This window comes from Congzhengia sp. (assembly GCF_037235575.1).
Taxonomy (GTDB): Bacteria; Bacillota; Clostridia; order UBA1381; family UBA9506; genus Congzhengia; species Congzhengia minquanensis.
In genome coordinates, this window is record NZ_JAXUNN010000012.1 from 68,861 (window position 1) to 91,113 (window position 22,253).

Annotated in this window: 29 protein-coding genes; 12 read left to right on the forward strand and 17 right to left on the reverse strand. The window is 46.0% G+C overall.

What is annotated here, in order from left to right:
- Position 1: 1 nt before the first annotated feature.
- The gene (locus tag WIG73_RS02240) at positions 2-706 is read right to left on the reverse strand and encodes a hypothetical protein (RefSeq protein ID WP_177679118.1); all 705 of its coding nucleotides are present in this window, start codon (positions 704-706) and stop codon (positions 2-4) included.
- Between the two features lie 43 nt (positions 707-749).
- Positions 750-1,187, reverse strand: coding sequence for a helix-turn-helix transcriptional regulator (locus WIG73_RS02245; RefSeq protein ID WP_337399109.1), 438 nt, complete (start codon positions 1,185-1,187; stop codon positions 750-752).
- Positions 1,188-1,521: 334 nt separating this feature from the next.
- Between WIG73_RS02245 and WIG73_RS02250 the strand changes: the two genes are divergently transcribed.
- Together WIG73_RS02250 and WIG73_RS02255 are read left to right on the forward strand one after the other, a co-directional pair.
- Positions 1,522-1,728 (forward strand): hypothetical protein, encoded by a 207-nt coding sequence (locus WIG73_RS02250; protein WP_177679114.1) that lies wholly within the window; start codon positions 1,522-1,524, stop codon positions 1,726-1,728.
- 13 nt (positions 1,729-1,741) lie between these two features.
- Complete coding sequence (locus WIG73_RS02255) at positions 1,742-1,981, forward strand: hypothetical protein (protein ID WP_337399110.1); 240 nt, start codon at positions 1,742-1,744, stop codon at positions 1,979-1,981.
- Positions 1,982-2,016: 35 nt separating this feature from the next.
- Here WIG73_RS02255 and WIG73_RS02260 read toward each other — a convergent pair whose 3' ends face one another.
- Positions 2,017-2,202, reverse strand: coding sequence for a hypothetical protein (locus tag WIG73_RS02260; RefSeq protein WP_177679089.1), 186 nt, complete (start codon positions 2,200-2,202; stop codon positions 2,017-2,019).
- 84 nt (positions 2,203-2,286) lie between these two features.
- Here WIG73_RS02260 and WIG73_RS02265 point away from each other — a divergent pair, with 84 nt between their 5' ends.
- The 3 genes from WIG73_RS02265 (at position 2,287) to WIG73_RS02275 (ending at position 3,406) form a co-directional block, all read left to right on the forward strand.
- Entirely contained in the window at positions 2,287-2,739 is a 453-nt protein-coding gene (locus WIG73_RS02265; protein ID WP_337399111.1) for a DUF1492 domain-containing protein, read from the forward strand.
- A gap of 45 nt (positions 2,740-2,784) precedes the next feature.
- On the forward strand, positions 2,785-2,967 hold the full coding sequence (locus tag WIG73_RS02270) for a hypothetical protein (protein WP_177679107.1): 183 nt from the start codon (positions 2,785-2,787) through the stop codon (positions 2,965-2,967).
- A 106-nt stretch (positions 2,968-3,073) separates the two neighbouring features.
- On the forward strand, positions 3,074-3,406 hold the full coding sequence (locus WIG73_RS02275; RefSeq protein ID WP_337399112.1) for a hypothetical protein: 333 nt from the start codon (positions 3,074-3,076) through the stop codon (positions 3,404-3,406).
- Positions 3,407-3,449: 43 nt separating this feature from the next.
- On the opposite strand, the gene WIG73_RS02280 is transcribed toward WIG73_RS02275, so the two are convergent.
- Complete coding sequence (locus WIG73_RS02280; protein ID WP_337399114.1) at positions 3,450-3,968, reverse strand: ECF transporter S component; 519 nt, start codon at positions 3,966-3,968, stop codon at positions 3,450-3,452.
- A gap of 127 nt (positions 3,969-4,095) precedes the next feature.
- Between WIG73_RS02280 and metF the strand changes: the two genes are divergently transcribed.
- The 3 genes from metF to WIG73_RS02295 are packed head-to-tail and all read left to right on the forward strand — an operon-like array spanning position 4,096 to position 8,041.
- A complete protein-coding gene (gene metF, locus WIG73_RS02285) occupies positions 4,096-4,956 on the forward strand; it encodes a methylenetetrahydrofolate reductase [NAD(P)H] (RefSeq protein ID WP_177679101.1) in 861 nt (286 codons plus the stop codon).
- A complete protein-coding gene (locus tag WIG73_RS02290; RefSeq protein ID WP_337399116.1) occupies positions 4,953-5,630 on the forward strand; it encodes a vitamin B12 dependent-methionine synthase activation domain-containing protein in 678 nt (225 codons plus the stop codon). Before metF ends, WIG73_RS02290 begins: the two co-directional genes overlap by 4 nt.
- Before the next feature lie 5 nt (positions 5,631-5,635).
- Entirely contained in the window at positions 5,636-8,041 is a 2,406-nt protein-coding gene (locus WIG73_RS02295; protein ID WP_337399117.1) for a homocysteine S-methyltransferase family protein, read from the forward strand.
- 38 nt (positions 8,042-8,079) lie between these two features.
- Here WIG73_RS02295 and WIG73_RS02300 read toward each other — a convergent pair whose 3' ends face one another.
- Positions 8,080-9,213: a serine hydrolase domain-containing protein gene (locus tag WIG73_RS02300; protein ID WP_337399118.1), complete on the reverse strand. Its 1,134-nt coding sequence runs from the start codon at positions 9,211-9,213 to the stop codon at positions 8,080-8,082.
- Positions 9,214-9,337: 124 nt separating this feature from the next.
- Here WIG73_RS02300 and serS point away from each other — a divergent pair, with 124 nt between their 5' ends.
- Together serS and WIG73_RS02310 are read left to right on the forward strand one after the other, a co-directional pair.
- Positions 9,338-10,633, forward strand: a complete 1,296-nt coding sequence (gene serS / locus WIG73_RS02305) for a serine--tRNA ligase (protein ID WP_177679095.1) — start codon at positions 9,338-9,340, stop codon at positions 10,631-10,633.
- Positions 10,634-10,692: 59 nt separating this feature from the next.
- The gene (locus WIG73_RS02310; protein WP_337399119.1) at positions 10,693-12,657 is read left to right on the forward strand and encodes a stalk domain-containing protein; all 1,965 of its coding nucleotides are present in this window, start codon (positions 10,693-10,695) and stop codon (positions 12,655-12,657) included.
- Between the two features lie 38 nt (positions 12,658-12,695).
- Here the strand turns inward: WIG73_RS02310 and WIG73_RS02315 are convergent, their stop codons facing one another.
- From WIG73_RS02315 to yabP, 12 genes are all read right to left on the reverse strand, one after another.
- Positions 12,696-13,754, reverse strand: a complete 1,059-nt coding sequence (locus WIG73_RS02315; RefSeq protein ID WP_337399120.1) for a uroporphyrinogen decarboxylase family protein — start codon at positions 13,752-13,754, stop codon at positions 12,696-12,698.
- 36 nt (positions 13,755-13,790) lie between these two features.
- Positions 13,791-14,948 (reverse strand): stalk domain-containing protein, encoded by a 1,158-nt coding sequence (locus WIG73_RS02320; protein WP_337399121.1) that lies wholly within the window; start codon positions 14,946-14,948, stop codon positions 13,791-13,793.
- A gap of 8 nt (positions 14,949-14,956) precedes the next feature.
- Positions 14,957-15,718 (reverse strand): DUF6076 domain-containing protein, encoded by a 762-nt coding sequence (locus WIG73_RS02325; RefSeq protein WP_337399122.1) that lies wholly within the window; start codon positions 15,716-15,718, stop codon positions 14,957-14,959.
- Positions 15,719-15,812: 94 nt separating this feature from the next.
- The gene (locus WIG73_RS02330) at positions 15,813-16,541 is read right to left on the reverse strand and encodes a SigB/SigF/SigG family RNA polymerase sigma factor (protein ID WP_337399123.1); all 729 of its coding nucleotides are present in this window, start codon (positions 16,539-16,541) and stop codon (positions 15,813-15,815) included.
- A gap of 12 nt (positions 16,542-16,553) precedes the next feature.
- Entirely contained in the window at positions 16,554-17,000 is a 447-nt protein-coding gene (gene spoIIAB / locus WIG73_RS02335) for an anti-sigma F factor (protein WP_337399125.1), read from the reverse strand.
- On the reverse strand, positions 16,997-17,347 hold the full coding sequence (gene spoIIAA, locus WIG73_RS02340) for an anti-sigma F factor antagonist (protein WP_249313795.1): 351 nt from the start codon (positions 17,345-17,347) through the stop codon (positions 16,997-16,999). Before spoIIAA ends, spoIIAB begins: the two co-directional genes overlap by 4 nt.
- Before the next feature lie 180 nt (positions 17,348-17,527).
- Positions 17,528-18,238, reverse strand: coding sequence for a 16S rRNA (guanine(527)-N(7))-methyltransferase RsmG (gene rsmG, locus WIG73_RS02345; RefSeq protein WP_337399128.1), 711 nt, complete (start codon positions 18,236-18,238; stop codon positions 17,528-17,530).
- On the reverse strand, positions 18,216-18,800 hold the full coding sequence (locus WIG73_RS02350) for a hypothetical protein (protein WP_337399129.1): 585 nt from the start codon (positions 18,798-18,800) through the stop codon (positions 18,216-18,218). The genes rsmG and WIG73_RS02350 overlap by 23 nt, the downstream gene beginning before the upstream one ends.
- A gap of 76 nt (positions 18,801-18,876) precedes the next feature.
- The gene (locus tag WIG73_RS02355; RefSeq protein WP_177678518.1) at positions 18,877-19,320 is read right to left on the reverse strand and encodes a S1 RNA-binding domain-containing protein; all 444 of its coding nucleotides are present in this window, start codon (positions 19,318-19,320) and stop codon (positions 18,877-18,879) included.
- A 61-nt stretch (positions 19,321-19,381) separates the two neighbouring features.
- Complete coding sequence (locus tag WIG73_RS02360; RefSeq protein WP_177678516.1) at positions 19,382-19,687, reverse strand: septum formation initiator family protein; 306 nt, start codon at positions 19,685-19,687, stop codon at positions 19,382-19,384.
- 10 nt (positions 19,688-19,697) lie between these two features.
- Positions 19,698-20,198 carry a spore cortex biosynthesis protein YabQ gene (gene yabQ / locus WIG73_RS02365; protein ID WP_337399130.1) on the reverse strand — a complete coding sequence of 167 codons (501 nt, stop codon included), beginning with the start codon at positions 20,196-20,198 and terminating at the stop codon, positions 19,698-19,700.
- 28 nt (positions 20,199-20,226) lie between these two features.
- The gene (gene yabP / locus WIG73_RS02370) at positions 20,227-20,508 is read right to left on the reverse strand and encodes a sporulation protein YabP (RefSeq protein ID WP_177678511.1); all 282 of its coding nucleotides are present in this window, start codon (positions 20,506-20,508) and stop codon (positions 20,227-20,229) included.
- Between the two features lie 158 nt (positions 20,509-20,666).
- Here yabP and WIG73_RS02375 point away from each other — a divergent pair, with 158 nt between their 5' ends.
- Positions 20,667-21,539, forward strand: coding sequence for a class I SAM-dependent methyltransferase (locus WIG73_RS02375; RefSeq protein WP_177678510.1), 873 nt, complete (start codon positions 20,667-20,669; stop codon positions 21,537-21,539).
- Positions 21,540-21,559: 20 nt separating this feature from the next.
- Complete coding sequence (locus WIG73_RS02380; protein ID WP_177678507.1) at positions 21,560-22,252, forward strand: response regulator transcription factor; 693 nt, start codon at positions 21,560-21,562, stop codon at positions 22,250-22,252.
- The last annotated feature ends 1 nt before the right edge of the window (position 22,253 follow it).

The window sequence follows — 22,253 nt, forward strand, 5'->3', positions numbered from 1 at the left end:
TTTACGGATTACATATTTTGCAGGGCTTGTAATTTTTCTCGGCCTGCGGCCTTTCGATTTTAATTGCGTTGTCTGACTGTGCATACCTGCATTCAGGCGTGTGATAGCAATTTCCTGAAGGAGTAACGTAAACAAACACATTTTCATCTGCAATTTGTTCCTCGATCTGTTCAGCCGTGTTTGACAGCGCGCTTTCTATGGGTGCTGGTATAGCTGCAGCGGTGCTGCCAGAAATGGTTTCTGTCTTTTGAAAGACGAAAATTAAAATCATAGCAAAAATTAAAAGAATGATTGTAACCATCAGCAGCATTACACCGGAACGAGTCGTGTCCGGTGGGTTTAAAACCGCATATACAACAGCGTCTGCTTCAATTTCCGCGGCTACTTCATCCCGGCAATTAAACTCGTTTCCAATATGACCAAGTTCAATATGTGCCAATTCATGCAATATTAGTTTTATTTTGTCATTGTTGTGGCATTCAATGTCAACAAATACAATTTTCAAAGATGTGCATACAGTAAACGCTTTTTTCCCCTTTGCATAATCTAACAGTCCTAAATTTAATAACTGTTCGTTACCGTCATCAGACCCCATGTATAATAGAACATATCCGCGGCGGCTCAATGCTTCTGATAGTCGTTGAATGGTAATCTCCTTACCGAATTCTCTTAAAAATGTCTTGGCAGTTTTCTGTATAATTTTCAACTGATAAATCCCCTTTCAGAGACTACCATTGTGTTATTACTTCTTAAGTAAGCTGAGTTTTCTTGCTTTTAGGCTTACCTTTAAAATCGCCGCCGAAAGCAGCAAGCTGCATCGATTCGTCAGGTTCTAACAGTTTAACCCGTTCCTGTTCACTGAAAATTGTATTCAATACTTTGTTTTTTCCTTTTAAATCTAATTTTTTATACTCTTCAATCAACTCGAAATACTCTTTATCAGCCTCAGCCGTTGTTTGCTCTGTGCTCTGAGGGGAATATTCTTCCGTTCTGCCCAGCAGATAGTCGACGGAACAGCCGAGATAATCTGCAATTTTTGCAAGGTTGTCTGCTTTTGGCATTGAATTACGCATATTGGACATGGTGTTGAAACCGAGTCCAATGTCCGACAAAAGCTTTTTAACGGAAATACTTTTCTTCTGAGCAAGATTTTTAATTCGGTCAGCTACGTCTTGTGAAATATACACAATAATACACCCCTTATTTTATACATAACAACGAATATCTAAAAATAGAGATAAAATAGTTGACAATCTCTAAAATTAGATATATAATAAAGTTAAAGACAGAGAAATGCCTACCGACAGTTTCGGAATAGTTATATGAGAAGTATGGATAATCTTAATATAACACAGAGAAAAGACTTTGTCAATAATGGTTACAATGAAAAACAGGATAATGTGCCGAAATTTGTAAAAATATAAGACAGTTTGTCCTGGTGTGGTAACGACGCATTCTCCTGCTTTTGTGGCTAAGGAGATTAAAATTTACAAATGATTAAAAGGAGATGAGGACAGGCAGATGGGAAAAGAAATTAAACACAGGCTGCTGGAGCTTGGAAAAAAACAGGTCGACCTGCTATGTGAACTGCGGCGCCGCGGGCATGAGCGTGTGTCGCCCCAGGAATTGAGCTGTTTTATATCTGGCGTTGTCCAAACGCCGAAAAGTGCGGCAGTGCTAAAGTCGGTTTTGGACATTTTGAGTGATTGGGAAAAATTAAAATCATAACGGGAGGACGTATATGAAACTTAAGTTTAGAGAAAGAGCGATAAAAAACGCGGCGGCCCTATTTGTTTTTGCACTGCTGTTTGCGTTGTTTTCCAACCTATTGTCTGGATGTAGGAATAGTGAAATAAAAGTTTACGAGGTGAAAACTTCGTCCGCCGCCGGCAAAACTTTGCAGCCAGGAGGTGAAACGAATAAGCGGATAAAAGATCCTGCTTTAAATGAAACGGTTTACCTCATCGTGAGCGATAACTAAGTACAAGCACAAAGCGATAGAAAAAAGCAGGGGTCTTAAGACTCCTGCCTGGGAAGATTTTGAACGTAGTTATGCATTTCCTGTTTCGACTGGATGTTGTGGGTAGCGGTTATCACCGACTGCTTTTGTTCTTCAGTGAGGTTGGCAAAATAGGTCATTGCCTGCTCGTTTTGCGCCAGCGCCATGCCAAAACCCAAAGGTAAATCATCATGTTTTTCCATTTTTATCACCTCAATAATAGGATTTGCAAATTGTTTTATTTTATACAGGCTTGCCTGAAACCAACATGAAGGAGAGGACAACGTTTGGATACGAAAGAGTGGCTTGAAAGGGCCTGGAAAATTGACAACGAAATTGATGCGCTGAGCGACGAGCTGGTTTCAGCAAAAGAGCGTGTGCTGTCTGTTACCGCGCAGTGTGCCGGCGTTAAGGTGCAGACGTCGAAAACGAACCGGTCAGACGAAGCAGTTTTAAAATACATAGAATATAAAAACCGGCTGTCAAAGCGGTTAGATGAGCTTTATGCCGTAAAATCGGAAATTGCAGATGTGATTAGCAAGGTGGGAGACGCCACGTTAAGGACGCTTCTGGAACTGCGTTATTTACGGTATTTTACGTGGGAACAGATTGCAGAAAAGATGGACATGTCTGCCTATTGGGTTCGGACATCCCTTCATGCAAAGGCTCTCGAAAAAATTTGTGTCGGCACTTGCTTGCAGCTGCGGCAGAACCCATGTTATGGTGTGAAAAGAGTTTAACGGTGTAGGGCCGGTTTTAAATTGCCGGCGGATGGGCGGCGGGATTTGTTTAAAAAGGATGATGGTGAAATGTGCGGACACGATTGGAGACAGGTAAACGATTGTTTCGTCTGCCTGCGGTGTGGATTGACAAGAACATTTGACGGAAAAATTTTGTTTGACAGAAAGCTGGCGGACATCAATAAAAACCACACAGGACGGCAGGCAAAACGCAGAAAAAAGAGGTGATTTTATGCCGGTTAGCATTATCATTACAATGATGGTTTGCATTACAGTCATTGCACTTGCGCTGATTGGAAGTGCTTCAAAATAAAATAAAATTGGGAGGATGGGTATGACAGCAGAACACACAAGCCCATTTTGGGGAAAGGAGCATCCTGAAAGCGGACAGCCGTCTGAGATTCCGCAGGCGCCAAAAGAGCTTGAACGTCTCATTCAGGCAAGGGCGGACAAAATTACCAGCAAACTGGGAAAAGAAAAGGCAGAGCTGAAAAGAAAGCTGGACCAAACAGAACAAGCTCGGCTGGCTGAAAGCCTGGCTATGCAGACGGAGCTTTTGCAAAAAAGCCGTGAAATTGAGTTGCTGAAAGCGGCGCTCAACAGGGCAGAAAACCGCCTGTTTCGCAGACCGCGGCACAGGCGCATGATAACCTTGAAACTGAAATGAATTTAAAAAAATTAAGACCGCTGTTTTCAGCGGCCTTTTTTTGTTACAGCATTGTTTTTGCATACTTTTTAACCGCTATTACCAACGGGGGAATAAACACAAGCTGAATTACAATTCCCGGCACGCCGGACACAACGGCAGTCCAAACGGAAAGCGCGGAAACTTTTTCAATGTGAAACAGGTAAACTGCCGCCAGTGTACAGACAGCATTCACTGCCCGGCCGGCAATCTGCGCGCCGATGAGCGACAAATAAACACGGCCAACGCCGTTGCTGTTTTTTGAAAACAGCCCGGAAAACAGGCCATATGCTGCCAGCTCGAACAGCATAAACGGAAGCTTCACCGGAGCGGGCATGCCTGTAAACAAACAGGAAAGCACCGGCGAGACCACACCTGTAACCAAACCGCATACAGGGCCAATGATGAGGCCTGCCATAAGCACGGGAATGTGCATGGGCAAAAATGTCATTCCTGCGGCTGTGCCAAACATGTGAAACGCCTGGGGCAAAAGCACACCAATAGCACAAAACAGGCCGCACAGCACAATTTTTTTACTTTTCATAAGGATAACCTCCCAACTGTTACGGTTTTATGTTATCATATTCCAGTCTTTTTGTCAAACGTTTCCTGTTTTCATTGACAACCTCCCGGTTGAAATGGTAAAATAAACAATTAAGGATGTGATATATTTGAAACTGTCTGAACTTTTTAAACAGAAAAAAGCAACGCTGTCGTTCGAGGTTTTTCCGCCCAAAAGCTGGGATGCCTACAACAATGTGAAAACGGCAACGGAGGAAATTGCACGTCTATCGCCGGATTTTATGAGCGTAACCTACGGTGCAGGCGGTGGGGCGAGCGCAACATCTGCCTCAATTGCAGAAAATATTTTAAAAAACTTTGGCGTAACGCCTTTGGCGCATTTAACCTGCGTTTCTTCAACCAAACAAGCGGTGCGGGAATATCTTGCAGAGCTTTCAAAAAACGGCATTGAAAATATTTTGGCGCTTCGGGGCGACATTCCAAACGAAGGGCTAACGGTTCAGGAATACCGCTACGCCAGCGAGCTGATTTTAGATATTAAGGCGGCGGGCAACTTTTGCATTGGCGGGGCCTGCTACCCGGAGGGACACACGGAGTCTAAAAATCAAAAAGAAGATATTCGTTTTTTAAAAGAAAAGGTGGATATGGGCTGCGACTTTTTAACGACGCAGATGTTTTTTGACAACAATATCTTATATAATTTCTTGTATAAAATTCGTGAAGCAGGCATCAACGTGCCGGTGGTGGCGGGCATTATGCCGGTTACAAACGGCAAGCAGATTCAGCGTATTGTAAAGCTATCCGGCACCTATCTTCCCCAGCGGTTTAAATCGATTGTAGATCGGTTTGGAGACAATCCGTCTGCAATGAAGCAGGCGGGTATTGCCTATGCCACAGACCAGATTATTGACTTGGTGGCAAACGGCGTGGAAAACGTTCACGTTTACACCATGAACAAGCCGGACGTTGCAGCACAGATTCAAGCTAACTTATCGGAGATTTTAAAATGATTTATGTGCAAACCGCAGATGTCAAAGAAATTGAGATAAGGCACGGGGAAGTGCTGCGGTATTTGGGGTTTGGAAAAAGCAGCCCCGATGCGCAAATGCAGCAGCAAATTGAAGCGGTGACGCAGGAGGTGTTTTTAAGCCTTTCCTGTCGGGCGTGCTTTACCCTGTGTGACATTAATGTGAATGGGCAAACAATTGATTTCGGTACGTTTCGCGTAAACTCCGCCGGGCTTTCTAAAAACTTAAGAGGCTGTGTGCGTGCAGTTCTGTTCGGCGCGACAGTCGGAGCTGGAGCAGACCGGATCATTGCAAAATATAGCAAACTTTCACCAGCGGCGGCAGTGATTGCCCAGGCGGCGGGCGCCGCGGCCATTGAAAGCTGGTGCGACCTGTTTTGTGCACGCTTGTCGGATAAGCTGAAAGCTGAAACCGTATTTCTTCGTCCGCGATTCAGCCCGGGATACGGCGATTTTGCTCTTTCCCATCAGCGCGATCTGTTTCGTGTGCTTGAGTGTCCAAAGCAAATTGGCGTGTCGTTAACAGACAGCTTAATGATGACGCCTTCAAAATCCGTTTCGGCGGTGATTGGCATCAGCAGTGAGGATACTCAATGCAATAAGAGCGGCTGTGAAGCCTGTGACAAACGGGAAGACTGTGCATATTCGAGAGGGTGAATTATTTGAACATAAAAGAAAAGATAGAAAACGGAATTGTATATTTTGACGGCGGTATGGGTACGCTTTTGCAGTCTATGGGACTTATGCCCGGCGAATTGCCGGAAATGTGGGGGCTGACCCATCCAGACAAAATTATCGCCGCTCATAAGGCTTATCTTGCGGCGGGATGTGACGTGATTGCAACCAACACCTTTGGCGCAAACAGCTTAAAGTTTAACGGAAAAGACCACATGCCCGACTTAAAAACCGTGGTGCAAATGGCGGTAATGTGTGCAAAAACTGCGGTAAACCAGGCCGGCGGAAAGCAGCGGTATGTTGCTTTGGACATTGGCCCCACGGGAAAGCTCCTTGCGCCGCTGGGCGACTTGGGCTTTGAACAGGCCGTAAGCATTTTTTCTGAAACCATTCGCATTGGTGCAGAAAGCGGCGCAGACCTGATTTTAATTGAAACCATGAACGACAGCTTTGAAACAAAAGCGGCGGTGCTGGCAGCAAAAGAAACCTGCGATTTGCCGGTGTTTGTCACCAACACCTACGACGAGCAGGGCAAGCTCATGACCGGAGCGGACTGCGCCGCAATGGTTGCCATGCTGGAGGGGCTTAGGGTAGATGCTCTGGGCGTAAACTGCGGCCTGGGACCGGACAAGCTGGCGGCGGTAGTAAAAAATTTGACGGAATTTGCTTCGGTTCCCGTTATTGTAAACCCCAATGCAGGGCTTCCTGCCTTTGACGGGGAAAAGACGGTTTACGACGTTGGGCCGGAGGAATTTGCCGGTGCCATGGCCGTCTTTTTGGATTTGGGCGTGCATGGTTTAGGCGGCTGCTGCGGCACAACGCCGGAGCATATTTCGGTATTAATTGAAAAAACAAAGGACAAAAAAGCGGTTCCGCTCATGGACAAAAACCGTTCTGTAATTTCTTCCTACACCCACGCAGTGGAGTTTGGAACGGTGCCGGTGTTAATCGGCGAGCGCATTAACCCCACGGGGAAAAGCGCGCTGAAAGCTGCTCTGCGGGAAAATAATTTAGAATATATTTTGAACGAGGGTATAGACCAAATGGAGCGCGGCGCACATGTGCTGGACGTGAACGCCGGCTTGCCGGACATTGACGAAACAGCCATGCTTTCCCGGGTGGTGTTCGAGCTGCAGTCTGTTTGCGGTTTGCCTTTGCAGATTGATACATCAAGTCTCGAGGCCATGGAGGCGTCACTCCGCATTTATAACGGCAAGCCCATGATAAATTCCGTTTGTGGCAAGCGCGAGAGTATGGAGTCGGTGTTCCCGCTTGCGGCAAAATATGGCGGGCTGATTGTTGGCCTTACGTTAGACGAAAACGGAATACCCGAAACGGCAGAGGGAAGGTTTCAAATTGCACAGAAAATTTATGACACTGCAAAAGAATATGGAATTCCCAAAAAAGATATTATTATCGACACGCTGGCAATGACCATCAGCTCAGACACCTCGTCGGCTTTAGCAACCCTGGGAGCCGTCAGCTTGGTGAAGAAAAACGGCGGACTGACCAGCCTGGGCGTTTCCAACGTTTCGTTTGGCCTTCCGCAAAGAGAACTTGTTAACACCACATTTTTTGCCATGGCGCTGGGCGCGGGACTTGACGCGGCAATTATGAACCCAAAAGCCACAGGCATGATGAATGTTTATTTTAGTTTTAATGCGCTGCAAGACAAAGACCCCATGTGTGAAAAATACATTGCCTATGCTGCCCAATCGGACAAGCCAAAGCAGGAAGCAAAGGCAGAAAACAGCGGAAAACCTCTGACAGAGCAGCTAAAAGACGCGGTGATTAAGGGCTTAAAAGAGAATGCTGCTCAAATTACGGAAATGCTGTTGAAAGAGCAGGATTCTCTGTTTATCATTGACAACTGCATTATTCCCGCGCTGGATTTTGTTGGCATTGGGTTTGAGAAAAAGACCACGTTTTTGCCCCAGCTATTGATGAGCGCAGAGAGCGCAAAGGCCTCTTTCGACGTAATAAAACAAAGCATGAAGCCGGGAGCGGGACGGAAGAAAAAGTGTAAAATTGTAATTGCCACAGTTCGTGGCGACATTCACGATATTGGAAAAAACATTGTTAAGGTGCTTCTACAAAACTATGGGTTCGACGTAACGGATTTGGGCAAAGATGTGCCGCCGGAAACAATTGCGGCGGCAGTAGAGGAAACCGGCGCGGCTCTGGTTGGCTTAAGCGCGCTGATGACCACAACCGTTCCGGCAATGGAGGAGACCATTCAATTGTTGAAAACAAAAGCGCCCCATGTAAAAACCGTTGTGGGCGGTGCGGTGATGACCCAAAGTTATGCTGAGCAGATTCATGCAGATAAATATGCCCGGGACGCAATGGAAACCGTGCGGTATGCAGAGCAAATTGAACAGGAAATAGAATAAAATAAAACCATGCCGCAGCGAAACACCGCGGCATGGTTTTATTTTATGGCTTCAAAAATTAAATCTTTTAGTTTGGGATGAATTTCGCGGGTTAAGCCGCCCAACACGTGCTGAGCATAGAAAAATGAAAGGTGGGTTTCGGGGTCGATAACAGCCAGAGCACCTGCCGCGCCGTCCCACCCAAATTCGCCCAAAGGGCTTATATTGTTGCCCGGAACATTTTTTATTTTTGTCCGCACGCCCAGACCATATCCATAGCCGGGCATGTGGCTAAAGTTGGTTTTAAAATCCTTAGCAGAAGCGCCTTCTAAGCGGTTGGTGCGCATCTGGTCGATGGAGCGCGGTGTTAAAACCCGGTATTCGTCTTTGGAAACGCCGCCGCAGGCCAAAGCATCTGTAAACAGCGCATAGTCGTCTACGGTAGAAATCAACGCAGCGCCGCCGCTTTCATAAACGTCTGAAATAAAAAAGAAGTTTTCTTTTTCAATTTCTGCCGGACGTTTGTGCAAAGCTTTGCCGTCATACTGGGCGGAAAGCCGCGCTGTTAAATCCGGCCGGCCGGTTCCCATTACGGAGTTTTTCATACCCAGCGGCGTAAAGATTTCATCTTGAATAAACGCGCTGAACTTTTTTGTGCTAATAACTTCACAAACCGCGGCCAGCACGTCGTGGCACAGGCTATAGTTAAAGTTTGTGCCTGGCTCAAACAACAAAGGCTCCTGCGACAACGCGCAAATTGCCTCCCTGGTGGAAAGGTGCGGGTTGTTCGCCTTTGCTTTTTTTATGCTTTCACAGTTCGTGTCATAAGAAAAACCGCCCTGCATGGCAAACAGGTGCCAAATTTTTAACGTGTTATTGGCTTTATGCAGCCCAGTTCCGTCGTTTACGGTGAGGTGGGCAAATTCCGGCAGAAAGTTTGACACAGGGTCATCTAAGTCCATTTTCCCCTGCTCAACCAGTCGCATGGCCGCGGTGCAGGTGATGACTTTGGTGGTGGAATACATAAAATATGTATCTGTGCCGTCAACTGTCTTTTCCCGTTTTGCATCTTTAAATCCGGCATAGCCGCGGTAAATTCTTTGATGGTTTTGATACACCGAAACTTCTGCCGCCGGAACAAAATAGTCTGTTTCCAAACGTTTTAAAAACACATCCACTTTTTCAAAATTCATTGTTACCCCTCCTTTGCCTTTTATCATACTGCGAAATACCCCTGTTTGTCAATCAATTCTTGACAGGAACGTGGTTTTGGGGTAAAATAATATCAAGCAATTAACGAAAGAGGAGAAGGTCGATATGTTAGACATTAAATTCATCAAAGAAAACCCGGAGCTTGTGAAAGAGAATATCCGCAAAAAGTTTGAAGACCACAAGCTGCCGCTGGTTGATGAAGTGATTGCGTTTTATGACAGAAAACGAGAAATTACAGGAAATGCGGACATGCTCCGCGCAAACCGTAATAAAATCAGCAAGGAAATCGGTGGGCTGATGGCGCAGGGAAAGCGAGACGAGGCTGAGGCGTTGAAACAAAAGGTAAGCGACCAAGCCGAGGAACTGAAAAATCTTGCTCAGGAGGAATCTGAGCTGGAAGTGAAAATCAGAGAAATTATGATGAAAATTCCAAACATCATCGATGCTTCTGTTCCCATTGGTAAAAACGACGAGGAAAACGTGGAGGTGGAGCAGTTCGGCGCACAAACGAAGCCGGATTTTGAAGTTCCTTACCACATGGATATTATGGAAAAGTTCTCCGGCATTGACAAAGAGTCGGCCGGCCGCGTGGCAGGCGAAGGGTTTTATTACCTGATGGGCGACATTGCAAGGCTTCACAGCGCAGTGCTGGCCTATGCCCGGGATTTTATGATTGACAAAGGATTTGTTTACCACATTCCGCCGTTTATGATTCGGAGCAACGTGGTGACGGGCGTTATGAGTTTTGAAGAAATGGATGCCATGATGTATAAAATAGAGGGCGAAGACCTTTATTTAATCGGCACCAGCGAACATTCCATGATCGGAAAGTTCATTGACACCATCACGCCGGAGGAAAAGCTGCCGCTTACGCTCACCAGCTATTCGCCCTGTTTTCGAAAGGAAAAGGGTGCACACGGCATTGAAGAGCGCGGCATTTACCGCATTCATCAGTTTGAAAAGCAGGAGATGATCGTGGTTTGCAAGCCGGAAGAAAGCATGGACTGGTTCCACAAAATGTGGAGCTACAGCGTTGAGCTGTTCCGCTCGCTGGACATTCCGGTGCGTACCTTAGAGTGCTGTTCCGGCGATTTGGCGGATTTAAAAGTGAAATCCTACGATGTGGAGGCGTGGTCGCCCAAACAGCAGAAATATTTTGAGGTGTGCTCCTGCTCAAATTTAGGCGACGCACAAGCCCGCCGTTTGGGAATTCGTGTTAAGGGTGAGGACGGGAAAAAATATTTGGCTCACACCTTGAACAACACGGTAGTGGCGCCGCCCAGAATGCTCATTGCATTTTTAGAAAACAACCTGCAGTTCGACGGCGTGCACTACAGCGTGAAAATTCCTGAGGCGCTGCGTCCTTACATGGGCGGCAAAGAACGGATTACCGAAGTTTAAAACACAACAAGCGCGGAAGTAAACTTTCGCGCTTCAATTTTGAAAAAAGGAGATTTAAAATGAAAAAATTAACTGCACTCGTGCTTTCGGTTTCGCTTCTGTTTGGCACGGCGCCCCTCGCCTTTGCACAAGACCACGTGCAGGCATATTGGCCGCTGCACGACGAATATAACGCGGCGCTTTCCAGCGGCGACGCAGACAGGATTATTCAGGCGGTGAAAGCAATTGAGGCCCTTTATGCCCAGCCCCAGAACAAATCCCAGCGCTCCGCCGTAACATGGGGTCAGCAGAAATGCGCTCAGCTTTACGAGCAAAACGGCGACTTTGTAAACGCAAAAGCCTATTATGAAAAGTTTTTAGAAAACGTGACGTGGCTGAACAATAACGGCGAGAATTACGATGACAGCATAAAAACCACAAAAGCCATTTTAAACCATTTGAGCCTTGCGCACCAGGTGTATGTTGAAGCGGAGTATCCGGCGGACGTACCCCATTTCGGTGCAAAGCATGAGCCGGCAAACGGCGTGTTTTTCGGCACCTGTGACCCGTTCACACCGGATGAAACCGCTTTCCTTTTATATGTGGAATATTTTTCACAGACGGTGGAGATGTTTTCTTACCTCCTGCCGGAGGATAAATCCATTCCGGTGGAAATTGCCTGGAACGTGCCGGAAAATTTAGAAAGCTTAGAGCGCGTGGCAAGCGGTGAAAGCGACAGCTATATGATTGAAAACTTAAAATTCATTGCATCAGACGGCAGGCCGGTGCTTTTGCGGTTCGCCGCAGAGGCCAACTGCTGGGATATTCCGGAGGACACAGAAAGCAGAAGATATTTTATTGAAACCTTTCAAAAGGCGTTTCGCAGGGTGTCAGATTTTGCGCGGCAATATGCGCCAAATGCGGCTATGCTGTTTTCACCGAACGATATTTCCAACTGGAACACCAGCGCCCGGGAGTTTTATCCCGGTGACGAATATGTGGACTGGATTGGTCTTTCCATGTATGACAATTTAGACCCCAACGCAACCTTTGCGTCTGGTGACGGGGTAGACGCTTTTTATTGCCGGGGCCTGTTTGACAATCCCCTGGTTAAGGTGCGGGAAGTAATTGAAACGGTGAGCGCAAACAAGCCGATTTTAATCAGCGAGTGCGGTTTTGCCTATAATGACCCTGCTGGAAACCAGACGGAGGAGCATGCGGTTCGGAAACTGAAAGAATTTTATTCCTACATCACCATGGTTTATCCCCAGGTAAAGGGCATAATGTATTTTAACAAAGATATGGAGAAGGACTTTAGCCTGACAGGAAACGCCGCTTTGGGCGAGGCCTACAGACAGGCGGTGGCTCAGAATGTGGCGCTTCAGTCTTCTGTTACGGGGAGCACACGGGGCTATACAAGATTTTCTACCATTAACGAATCGTTAGACAGCTTAAATTTTTCGGTATATGCGTCATATCCTACGCAGGAGCCGGTTTCTGTGTCTTACACCATCGACGGCGGGCACATTCCGTCAGAGGAAGCGCTTCCGTTTCGGGCGCGGGTAGATGTCGGCAGCCTTACGCCGGGAAAGCACACTCTGGGCGTGGCAATTTCCTGCGCGAACACCTATGAGACGTTTTTCTACGATTTTTATGTGGGGAAAAACGGTTTTGTGAGCACCGTTCCTTTTGAAAACGACATTGCGGTGACTGTAAACGGCGAAAGAGTGAGGTTTGACGCCCGCCCGCAGATTATTGACGATCGAACGATGGTGCCGCTGAGAGCCATTTTTGAGGCGCTGGGCGCACAGGTTAACTGGAACGCGGACACAAAAACGGTTACTGCCGAGCGGCAGGAAACGCAGGTGAGCCTGACCATTGGAAGCAATGCCCTAATTGTAAACGGGGAGCAAAAGACGCTGGATGTTCCGGCGCAAATTATACAGGACAGAACGCTGGTGCCTGTCCGCGCCATTGCAGAATCGTTTCGCTGCAACGTAGATTGGGACGGTGACCGGCAAATGGTTACGGTAACTGAAAACTAATAAAAAAGACATGTAACTTTCGTTACATGTCTTTTTTATTATCGTTTGCTTAATTCTTCGTAAACCTCATTATAATAAAGCGCATTTTCCACAGGAGTGTTGGGTGGAATATGATTTCCCACCGCCATAAAAAACCCGGGACAGTTTTTGCCAATATCCATGCACCGTTTCACTTCGTTATAAATATCCTCTTTTGTGCCGCTGAGCAAAATGCGGGTGTCCGCATTGCCGACAAAGGCATGGGTTTTGCCGTATTTTTCGGCAATATAACGCATGTCTGTTGTTGGTTCCATGACGAAACCGTGAATGCCGCAGCCGGCAATGTCGTCGATAAACTCTGTATAAGTTCCATCGGACGTAAAAAGAATTTTCTTTCCGCTCTCAATTAAGGGAGCAAACATTTTTTTGTAATTGGGGAACACATATTTCCGATACCAGTCGGGATGAAGAAACGGGCCTTCCGTCCAGACAATGTCGTCGTGAATCATAACCACAGGCACGTTGCTGTTTGCAAGCGCCAAAAAATGCTGGCCGATCCAATCCGTATATCGGTTGGTGAGCTCGCCAAACGCTTTTGGGTCTGTTCCTGCGGCATATAAAAGCATTTCCCAGCCGAACATTTCAATTAAACCAGAAATGCACGTGATATATATGCCGGTCATATGAACTCCGTCGGGATAATCGTTTACATTGTTCTGATAATGTTCTTCAAACTGCTTCGTCATTTCGCTGATTGAAATTTCACCGTATTCGTTTAATGGGTCAAAATTTAGAACGTCTTCAGGCTCGTGAAACGGACATGCCCTGTTATCAATGAAATCTGCACCTTCATCACGATAGGCTGCATGCCCCATGTTTGTTTTAAGCCCCGGCAAAAATCCGCTTCCGACTAAGGTAGACCACTTAAGGTCATAATTCCAGGCCTTCATAAAATTTCGTGAAGCGGTTTTCTTTTCTTCCTCGCCGCTTTTCTCTGTAACATTTGTGCCCAAAACCTTGTTAACCAAATCCCAATGAAACTCTGCGGAATATTCCGTTCTCGGCACCCGATCCGGCATTTCTAAGTTCAAAGCTGCCATTCCATCGCTGATAGACATTTGAATTCCTTCCCTTTCTTTTTACAATAACGGCGGTTATTCAACTACGCTGCTATTCATGAGCGGCGCAACATACAGGTTAAAAATAAGTTCCTGTTCGGTGATTTCGCTTAAAGCAGGGAGGGGAAGCCGTTTGACGATATGATACCCATACTCCGACTTAACAGGTTTGCTGATTTCTCCAATCTTTAAGGAATAAGCGGCGGTTTCAAAAGCGTCAATCATTTCTCCTTTGGAAAACACATATCCATCCGGATTGTTAATCACACCCGGATCTTCGCCAAAGTCTTCAATCAGCTTGTCGAAATCCGCGCCGGAGGCAGCTTGTTCATACGCCTTTGTTGCCGTGGCTTGCTGTTCGCTGTCTGTTCCGCTGCGGATTAAAATGTGTTTCGCGCAGATATAATCGGTTTCATAAGCATTTTGTACCTCACTTGCGCTGTAAACCGAGTCGATATACGCAAAGCCTTTTTCCTCGTTCTCCATTAAAAGGGCAAACGCGCCTATGGTAAAAGGAAGGTTTTCGTCATACTGTTCCAGCGCCAGGTTAATGGCCTGGTCGCTTTGCTGAGTCAGTCCCACTGAGGCCTTATCCGCAGCAACAGAAAGCACGGCGTTTTTTAAAAGATAAGCTTTGGTGCTGTTGGTTAAGTCCACGCCGGTTAGCTCGGGCGTTGCCAGAACATAGCGCATTGCTTCATATTCCGGATAGGTCACCGCCTTGCCGTTCACCGTCATGTAATCTGCGCGGTCGCAGACCAAAACGCTTCTCGTTCTGGGAACAAAATTTACGTTGTAGCCCAGGGATTCAGAAACGAAGCGCACCGGAACAAACGTTGTGTCGCTTACAATGCAGGGCGCAGCGTCAAGAGCAGTTTCAGTTCCGTCTACATTTGCCGTGAGGCTGTCAATGGTAAGTTTAACCGTTTTGCCGTCTTTGCTAATGGTCACAGCCCTTGTATTTGGGTCCCAGGAAACAAGGCTGCCAAAGCTTTCCGAAACGGCACGGACGGGAATCATCGTCCTGTCGTTTTGAATGAAGGGGGCAGCCAAAAGGGCATTGGTTTCCTTTTCATATTTGTCGATTGATGCATAGGTAGGTTTGTCAATAATAAATTCAACTGTTTTCGCATAGGCACAGGTGGAGAACATGAAAGTTACTGCTGAAAAAATAAATGCAATTCGTTTAAACATAGTTCCTCCTAAAGCAGATAATCCGATATTTCATTTCGCTTAGGCGGCCGGCTTGCAGCCAAGTCTTCAGAAAGCCAGCCGATCAGCAAATCTTCTGAAAGCTCGCCGCGCTGAAACTGCGCATGCTTTAACGACGCTTCGGCCATCCAACGTGCAAATTCGTTTTCCGAAAGCTGACCTCTGCTCTTTAAATACCGGTTGTGTTTCGTAATTTTATCATATAGTTTTTTCACGCGGTCAGACCGGCTGTGTTTGCGGTATAGTCTGTGGGCACCAATTTTTTTGCAGGAAAAACCGTCTGCTCCCACTCTGTCGCAGTAGACCGAATCGCTTCTGCCTGAGGGGAAAAAATAACCGCCGCAGTGTTCACATTTTTTCAAAGGCTTACCGCGGCTCAACGCTGCCACAAGTTCTAAAGCCAGAAGATTTCGGGCAGATTCTAAATAAAACGCTAAAACTACTTCGCCGGAAACCGTTTCCAATGACATTTGAAACATTCTGTTTGTATACAGCTTGTCCGTTCTGCCTTTGTCAAGCGCACTGACTAGAGTTCGCGGCGAGTTGATATCCAATTCAAACAGCCTGTCCAGCTCTGTGCGGACCAGTGTTTGAAACGTGGATTCTTCAAAATCGTCAAAAAAAGTGTATGGGTTTATCATACTGCTCTTTTCACCGATTGTGGTAAGCGCCGCCCCAGCGGTAAACTCCGCCTTTTTCCTTCCTTCCGGAGCAAGAGTAATGACACCGTCTTTTAAGTACGCTTTTATCAAAATGTTTAGCCTTCTTTCAAAAAACTATATATAATAAAGATTACCATATTAAAAACGTACTTGTCAATAGTTTCGCAAAGAAAAAGCATTTTCATTACATTTCACATTTTAACCGATTTCGGAAACCATTTAATATTTTCTTTTCCAGTCTTGACACCTGCACCTGGGAGATTCCCAGCTTTTTTGCCACGTCGGACTGGGTTTTTTCAAGAAAATACCGCATAATGATGATGGTTTGTTCCCTTTGGGGCAAATCGGCCACTGCAGATTTTAAATCCAGCCTGTCTAATAAATCACTTTCGTTTTCTTTGCTGGGCAAAAAGTCTGCCAGGGTTTTGTTTCCATCTGCGCGGACAGCAAAAAAAGACTCCGGCGGCACAGAGGCCTCCCGTGCCTGAACAACCTCCTCCGGCGGAACGCCTAACGCTTGTGCAATTTCCAATACGCCCGGAACCCTGCCTTCTTTTTGCTGCACCTCCTCAATGACGCGGGCGGCCTCAGCGGCGGTGTGCTTTATCGTTCGGCTGACCTTCACCGGGCCGTCGTCGCGCAAAAACCGTTTAATCTCTCCCATAATCAGAGGAACGGCATAGGTGGAGAAGCGCAGATTAAACGAAATGTCAAATTTATCAATGGCTTTCAAAAGGCCAATGGCACCCACTTGGTTTAAATCCTCGTCGTCGTAGCCTCTGCCGTAGAACCTGCGTGCAACGCTGTAAACAAGCCCCATGTTATCCTCTGCCAGCTTGTTTTTTGCCTTCTCGTCCCCAGACTGGGCCTTTTCAATTAGCTCATATGTTTGTTTGCTTCCATACTGTTCCACGTTTGCACCCCGCTAAACGCATACGGGGAGCTCGCCTGCGAGGCCGACCTTTTTCTTCATGGTGACAACGGTGCCCTTTCCCGGCGTGCTTAATACTTCAATGCTGTCCATAAAGGTTTCCATTACCGTAAAGCCCAGGCCAGACCGCTCGCCGCCATCAGAGCTGGTATAAAGCGGCGTTCTCGCTAAGTCGATATTTTCAATTCCGCGCCCCATGTCGGCAACGGATATGATGGTGTTATTTTCGTTTAAAACGCAGGTAATATGTACGGTTCCCAAACCTCCCGCATAGCCGTGGACAATGGCGTTTGTAACCGCCTCAGAAACGGCGGTTTTAATGTCGTCTAATTCGTCCAGCGTGGGGTTTAACTGCGCGATAAATGCTGCAACAGCAGCCCGGGCAAATCCTTCGTTTTCCGATATGCTTAAAAATTCCAGTTTCATGCTGTTGTTCATCACGATATTTCCTCCTGAATTGTTTTAAGTGCGCCCTTTAACGAGTCGTAAGTGGCAATGAGTTTTGTAATTCCCGACATTTTTAAAAGCCTGTCGATGTTTCGGCTGCAGCTGACAATTGCTACGTTTCCGCCCATTGCAGTGATTAGCTTGTAACGCCCGATAACTACTCCAATGCCGGAACTGTCCATAAACGACAGCTTTGAAAAATCAAAAATTAAATTTTTTACGCCTCTGTTTTTAATCACTTCTTCTACCATGTCTTTTACCTCTTTGGCGCTGTGGTGGTCGAGCTCGCCTGTCAGCGACACAATCAGCGTTTTGTTTTTTATTAATACTGAAATTTCCAATGTCTTTCCTCCTTTGTTTGTATATCATCCTTTGAAAAAAGGAAATTTTTTACATATATACTTATTCTATCCATAGTATAAACAATCCTTTGCAAATTTATACAAACATTTGTCGAAAGGGAACAACTTTTCGACTTGTTTAAACACAAAAAAATACCGCAGAATAATCTGCGGTAACCGTTAGAGGGGCTGTTTTGAAATTTTGCCCTGGAGCCTGGGGTATTTCTCCGGCGTGGGGCGCATTTTTTTTATCACGATTATGGAATGGGCAATGTCCGTTTGAGGAATGGTGTAGCGGAAAACGTCATTTATTTCACCGCCCAAAAGAGATATGGCATTTTTTGCGGCATCAAGCTCTTCTTTTATGTCGCCGCCCTTATAGGCCAGAAATACACCGCCCACCTTTACATAGGGCAGGCAATATTCCGACAGTACATTTAACTGCGACACCGCTCGGGAAACGCTGACGTCAAACCTCTCCCGCAGGGGACTTTTTTTTGCCGCCCCGTCCTCTGCCCGGGAGTGGATTGTTGTGGTGTCGGAAAGTTTCAGCTCAGCAACAACGGCGTTTAGAAAGGTTAAGCGTTTGTTTAATGAGTCTAAAAGCGTTAAAGAAATTCCGGGGCAGGCAATTTTTAATGGAATTCCGGGAAAACCTGCGCCGGTACCTACGTCAATTACGCTTGCGTGTTCGCCGATGAACGAAAGTCCAAACAGGCTGTCGGCAAAATGTTTGGCTGCAACCTCAAAAGGCTCTGTGATGGCAGTTAAGTTCATTTTCTGGTTCCATTCTGAAAGCATGTCCGCATAGTCTGAAAATTGTAAAAGCTGTTCTTCCGACAACGGATATCCGGCTGTTTTCGCACACTTAGATAAAGTCGTCCGTATCATGTTTGGCCTTCTTTCTGTTTTTCTTTGCCCTTTTAATCACTTTTTTCACCTGCTCGGGACTATGAATGGCAGTAAACGCCGGCGATTCTTTAACAAAGTTATGAAAAAACACATCAAGCCCCAGGCCATATACAATATCGCCGCCCAAAAACTTGCCGGATAGAAATAAATCGTTTTGAAAAGCCTCCGGCTCAACATCATTTATCGGAATATCCACCGTTACCTTGTCCCGCAGGGTGTTAAACACAAAGCAGCGGTCGCTGGTCACAAAATAAAAATTTCTGCTCAGACGCTTGTGCCTGTACCAAATCCGGCCAAAAATCAGATACAGCCCGATTAACAAAAACGTAATGCCGGACAGGGCAAAGGCCACGCTTTGGCCGCGGATCATCAGCATCATAGAGGAGTAGGCATAAGAGAGCAGGACCCCGCCGATGATTACCGTAAGCGGAATTAAAATAAAATCCGTCCGCATAAAGAAACGTAACGTGTCCGCCGTGCCGGACCAGAGAACTTCTTCGTCTTCTGCGAAATATTTGTTTTGAATTTCTTCTTTTGTCATAATGAAAACCTTTCGTTAATTATTTTTAAAATAAAAAGCGGCACGGAAAAACTCCATGCCGTAACTGTCAAACCGATTAAAAAGAACCCGACGAACGCTTATATCCCGAACCGCGCTTGGAGTCCAACCCTTTTTTCATGTCGGAAAGTTTTTCGTCGCTGTCCTGCTTGAACTTGGCCATCATGTCCTCAAAGTTTGCGGGCCTGCTTTTTTTCGACCAGTCAATGTCATCCGGCTTTTTGGGTGGCTGATTCCGGGCGTTTTTCCTGGCTGCTGCACGTTCTTCTAAAATCGCCTGCTTAATCGACAGGCTGATTTTTCCGCTGGCGTCAACAGACAAAACTTTTGCCTTAATCATGTCGTTTTCTTTCAGGTGGTCGCGAATGTTCTTTACATATTCCAGCGCAATTTCACTGATGTGCACCAGCCCTGTTTTTCCATCACCAAACGAAACAAAGGCGCCGAAAGGCGTAATCCCCGTCACCTTTCCCTCGATAATCGTTCCCGGTTCTACCTGCATCTTAGAAGCTTCCTCCTTAATAGTTGTCTATCGTAAAAAATTATTTTAAACTGCTACCGCGTTATTTTGATGCGTCAACAAAGACCTTTTCATTTGGCTTTGTAAATCCGAGTTTTTCTCTGATAACACGGCGGAGGTAGTCCTCTTGGTCAATGGATTCAAGCTCGGAATTTAAATTTTTCTGTTCCTTTTGAGCGGCCTCAATTTTCGCGTCTACCGCGGCGTTTTCCTCTTTCAGCTTTGCAAATTTAAACTGCTGAGAAATTAAAAGACACAACAGATAGACAAATAAAAGACAGACCAACATTCGTTTAAAGAATATTTTAAAATTTATTTTTTTCCCTGATGTTTTTAAACTACTTCCCATTCATTTGCACCTACGTTTTTTTAATTGCTTTCCGGGCTGTTCGAATTGATGTATGCATTTTAAAAGAGAGATGAGAAAACAGTTTTCGAAACACATAAACAACCGGGTGAAACAATGCTACTATACACTTATTAATCATTTTATACATAATTGCCAGCGGTGTCAATAGTATTTTGAAAAAAAGTTTAAAAAAAGCGGCGATAGCGTCTGTTATTTTCTTTAAAAAAGCAGAAATCAGGCGGGAAAGGGTCAGCTTGTAAAGAATCGCGCCCAAAACCGCGCCCAAAAATTCAAAACTCCTTACAATGCCGTTGCTGACGGTGAAGTTCACAAACACCATAATGGCGCAGGCAACAATGATGAAAATGCCGTCGCAGACGTTTAAAAGAAACACCGGACATTCTTTTTTTTTCCCCGCAATGGATAAAATGTCGTAAAACAGCATGATCAACCCGCCGGAAAGGGCGGAGTATAAGAACACATACACTTCATCGGTCATGGAAAAAACCATTTGGCATTACCTCGCAGTTTTGTTTTGCTTATTTGAGCATTTTTTTAAAAAAGCCCTTGTTGGCCCTGGCCGTTGAGCCGTCGCCTGTGTATTGAATTGCGTAAATCGTTCCCTCAATGATAAGCTCTCCATTTGCAACGTCCAGCTTTTGAATGTGGAGCTCTTCGCCCTCGACGATTAAGGTGTCGTCCTCGGTGAACAGAATGATTTTCCCCTCATCAAAGGTATCAACGTCGGAAACGCCGGAAATCGACAATTTTTCCTTGTTTTCTAATATGAGATTGTGAATGGTATTTTGTTCCGCAGCCATGACAGCCTCCTAAATTAACATATTTTGTGTTAAAGTGTATGAAAATTCTGAACATATTATGACAGGTACAAATTATGGATTGACGGCACTTTCAATTAATGGTAAAATAATATGTATAAAAAAAGGAAATTAGAATGGAATAAAGAAAGGCAAAATTTATGTGGATTTGCGATAAATGGGAGGACTATCAGGTTTTAGACATTGCCTGCGGCCAAAAGGCTGAGGACTGGAACGGATATTTGCTTATCCGGCCGGACCCACAGGTGATTTGGAACGAAAAACAAAAGCCCGGGCTTTGGGGCAAAGCACATGCCGTTTACCACCGGAAGAACACCGGGGGCGGCTTTTGGGACGTGAAAAAAAAGCTTCCCGAGAAATGGAGCGTGGCTTTTCCGCCTTTAGGCTTAAAGTTTTATATCAAGCCTATGGGCTTTAAGCACACGGGGCTGTTTCCAGAGCAGGCGGCCAACTGGATGTGGTTTTCTAATCTTATTCAAAACGCAGGCCGGCCGGTTAAGGTTTTAAACCTGTTTGCTTATACCGGCGGAGCCACAGCGGCCGCGGCGGCGGCCGGAGCATCCGTTGCCCATGTGGACTCGTCAAAGGGAATGGTTTCCTGGGCAAAAGAAAATTTAACGCTGTCAGGGCTTAAAGATAGGCCCGTGCGCTATTTAGTAGATGACGCGATTAAATTTGTGGACCGGGAACTTCGGCGCGGCAACCGTTATGACGCGGTGATTATGGATCCGCCGTCTTACGGCAGGGGGCCGGGCGGCGAGGTATGGAAGTTAGAAGATGAGCTTTATCCGCTGGTGCAAAAGTGTGTAAGCCTTTTGTCCGACAGCCCGCTGTTTTTCTTAATCAATTCCTACACAACAGGACTGCAGCCAGCGGTGCTGTCTGATATTTTAAAGCTAACGCTGGCGAAAAAGCACGGCGGAACGGTTTCGGCAGACGAAATCGGCCTGCCGGTTTCCGACAGCGATTTAATACTTCCATGCGGCGCGTCTGGCCGCTGGAGTGCAATTTAGAGAAAAGGGGAGAACGAAACATGTTAAACAATCAAAGAGTGCTGGTAGTGGACGACGATAAGAATATTTGCGAAATTGTTCGATTGTATTTGGACAAGGAGGGGTTTGAAGTTGTTATTGCAAACGATGGACAGACGGCCATCGATTTGTTCAAGCAAAAGACGCCCTCTGTGGTGGTGTTAGACGTAATGCTTCCGAAAATGGACGGGTTCCAGGTGTGCCGAGAAATCCGCCGTGTGAGCAACATTCCCATCATTATGCTTACGGCAAAGGGTGAAACTTTTGACAAGGTGTTAGGCTTAGAGCTGGGCGCGGACGACTATATGGTTAAACCCTTTGAAAACAAGGAACTGGTTGCAAGAATTAAGGCGATTTTAAGACGGTATGACCCAAAAGATAATTCTGATAAAGAGGTTGTCTATCCCAATATTATTATCAATCTAACAAACTACGAGTTAAAAATTAACGGCGCTTCGGTGGACATTCCCCCCAAAGAGCTGGAGCTTTTATATTTTCTTGCCACAAACCCCAACAAGGTGTTCACCCGTGAACAGCTTTTGGAAACCGTTTGGGGGTTCGACTATTTCGGCGACTCCAGAACTGTGGACGTGCATGTAAAACGTCTTCGGGAAAAATTAGAAAAGGCCGGCGAGAACGTGAACTGGCAATTAAAAACCGTGTGGGGTGTTGGGTATAAATTCGAGGTGAAATAAT

Excerpts from the sequence above, each read along its gene's own strand:
- WIG73_RS02320 (WP_337399121.1), bottom strand. The coding sequence starts at position 14,948 with ATGTTTAAACGAATTGCATTTATTTTTTCAGCAGTAACTTTCATGTTC.
- WIG73_RS02250 (WP_177679114.1), top strand. The coding sequence starts at position 1,522 with ATGGGAAAAGAAATTAAACACAGGCTGCTGGAGCTTGGAAAAAAACAG.
- WIG73_RS02380 (WP_177678507.1), top strand. The coding sequence starts at position 21,560 with ATGTTAAACAATCAAAGAGTGCTGGTAGTGGACGACGATAAGAATATT.
- rsmG (WP_337399128.1), bottom strand. The coding sequence starts at position 18,238 with ATGATACGGACGACTTTATCTAAGTGTGCGAAAACAGCCGGATATCCG.
- WIG73_RS02255 (WP_337399110.1), top strand. The coding sequence starts at position 1,742 with ATGAAACTTAAGTTTAGAGAAAGAGCGATAAAAAACGCGGCGGCCCTA.
- WIG73_RS02275 (WP_337399112.1), top strand. The coding sequence starts at position 3,074 with ATGACAGCAGAACACACAAGCCCATTTTGGGGAAAGGAGCATCCTGAA.
- WIG73_RS02280 (WP_337399114.1), bottom strand. The coding sequence starts at position 3,968 with ATGAAAAGTAAAAAAATTGTGCTGTGCGGCCTGTTTTGTGCTATTGGT.
- WIG73_RS02290 (WP_337399116.1), top strand. The coding sequence starts at position 4,953 with ATGATTTATGTGCAAACCGCAGATGTCAAAGAAATTGAGATAAGGCAC.
- WIG73_RS02260 (WP_177679089.1), bottom strand. The coding sequence starts at position 2,202 with ATGGAAAAACATGATGATTTACCTTTGGGTTTTGGCATGGCGCTGGCG.
- WIG73_RS02360 (WP_177678516.1), bottom strand. The coding sequence starts at position 19,687 with ATGGGAAGTAGTTTAAAAACATCAGGGAAAAAAATAAATTTTAAAATA.
- WIG73_RS02310 (WP_337399119.1), top strand. The coding sequence starts at position 10,693 with ATGAAAAAATTAACTGCACTCGTGCTTTCGGTTTCGCTTCTGTTTGGC.
- WIG73_RS02375 (WP_177678510.1), top strand. The coding sequence starts at position 20,667 with ATGTGGATTTGCGATAAATGGGAGGACTATCAGGTTTTAGACATTGCC.
- WIG73_RS02300 (WP_337399118.1), bottom strand. The coding sequence starts at position 9,213 with ATGAATTTTGAAAAAGTGGATGTGTTTTTAAAACGTTTGGAAACAGAC.
- WIG73_RS02350 (WP_337399129.1), bottom strand. The coding sequence starts at position 18,800 with ATGACAAAAGAAGAAATTCAAAACAAATATTTCGCAGAAGACGAAGAA.
- yabP (WP_177678511.1), bottom strand. The coding sequence starts at position 20,508 with ATGGCTGCGGAACAAAATACCATTCACAATCTCATATTAGAAAACAAG.
- WIG73_RS02355 (WP_177678518.1), bottom strand. The coding sequence starts at position 19,320 with ATGCAGGTAGAACCGGGAACGATTATCGAGGGAAAGGTGACGGGGATT.
- yabQ (WP_337399130.1), bottom strand. The coding sequence starts at position 20,198 with ATGGTTTTTTCCATGACCGATGAAGTGTATGTGTTCTTATACTCCGCC.
- WIG73_RS02315 (WP_337399120.1), bottom strand. The coding sequence starts at position 13,754 with ATGTCTATCAGCGATGGAATGGCAGCTTTGAACTTAGAAATGCCGGAT.
- serS (WP_177679095.1), top strand. The coding sequence starts at position 9,338 with ATGTTAGACATTAAATTCATCAAAGAAAACCCGGAGCTTGTGAAAGAG.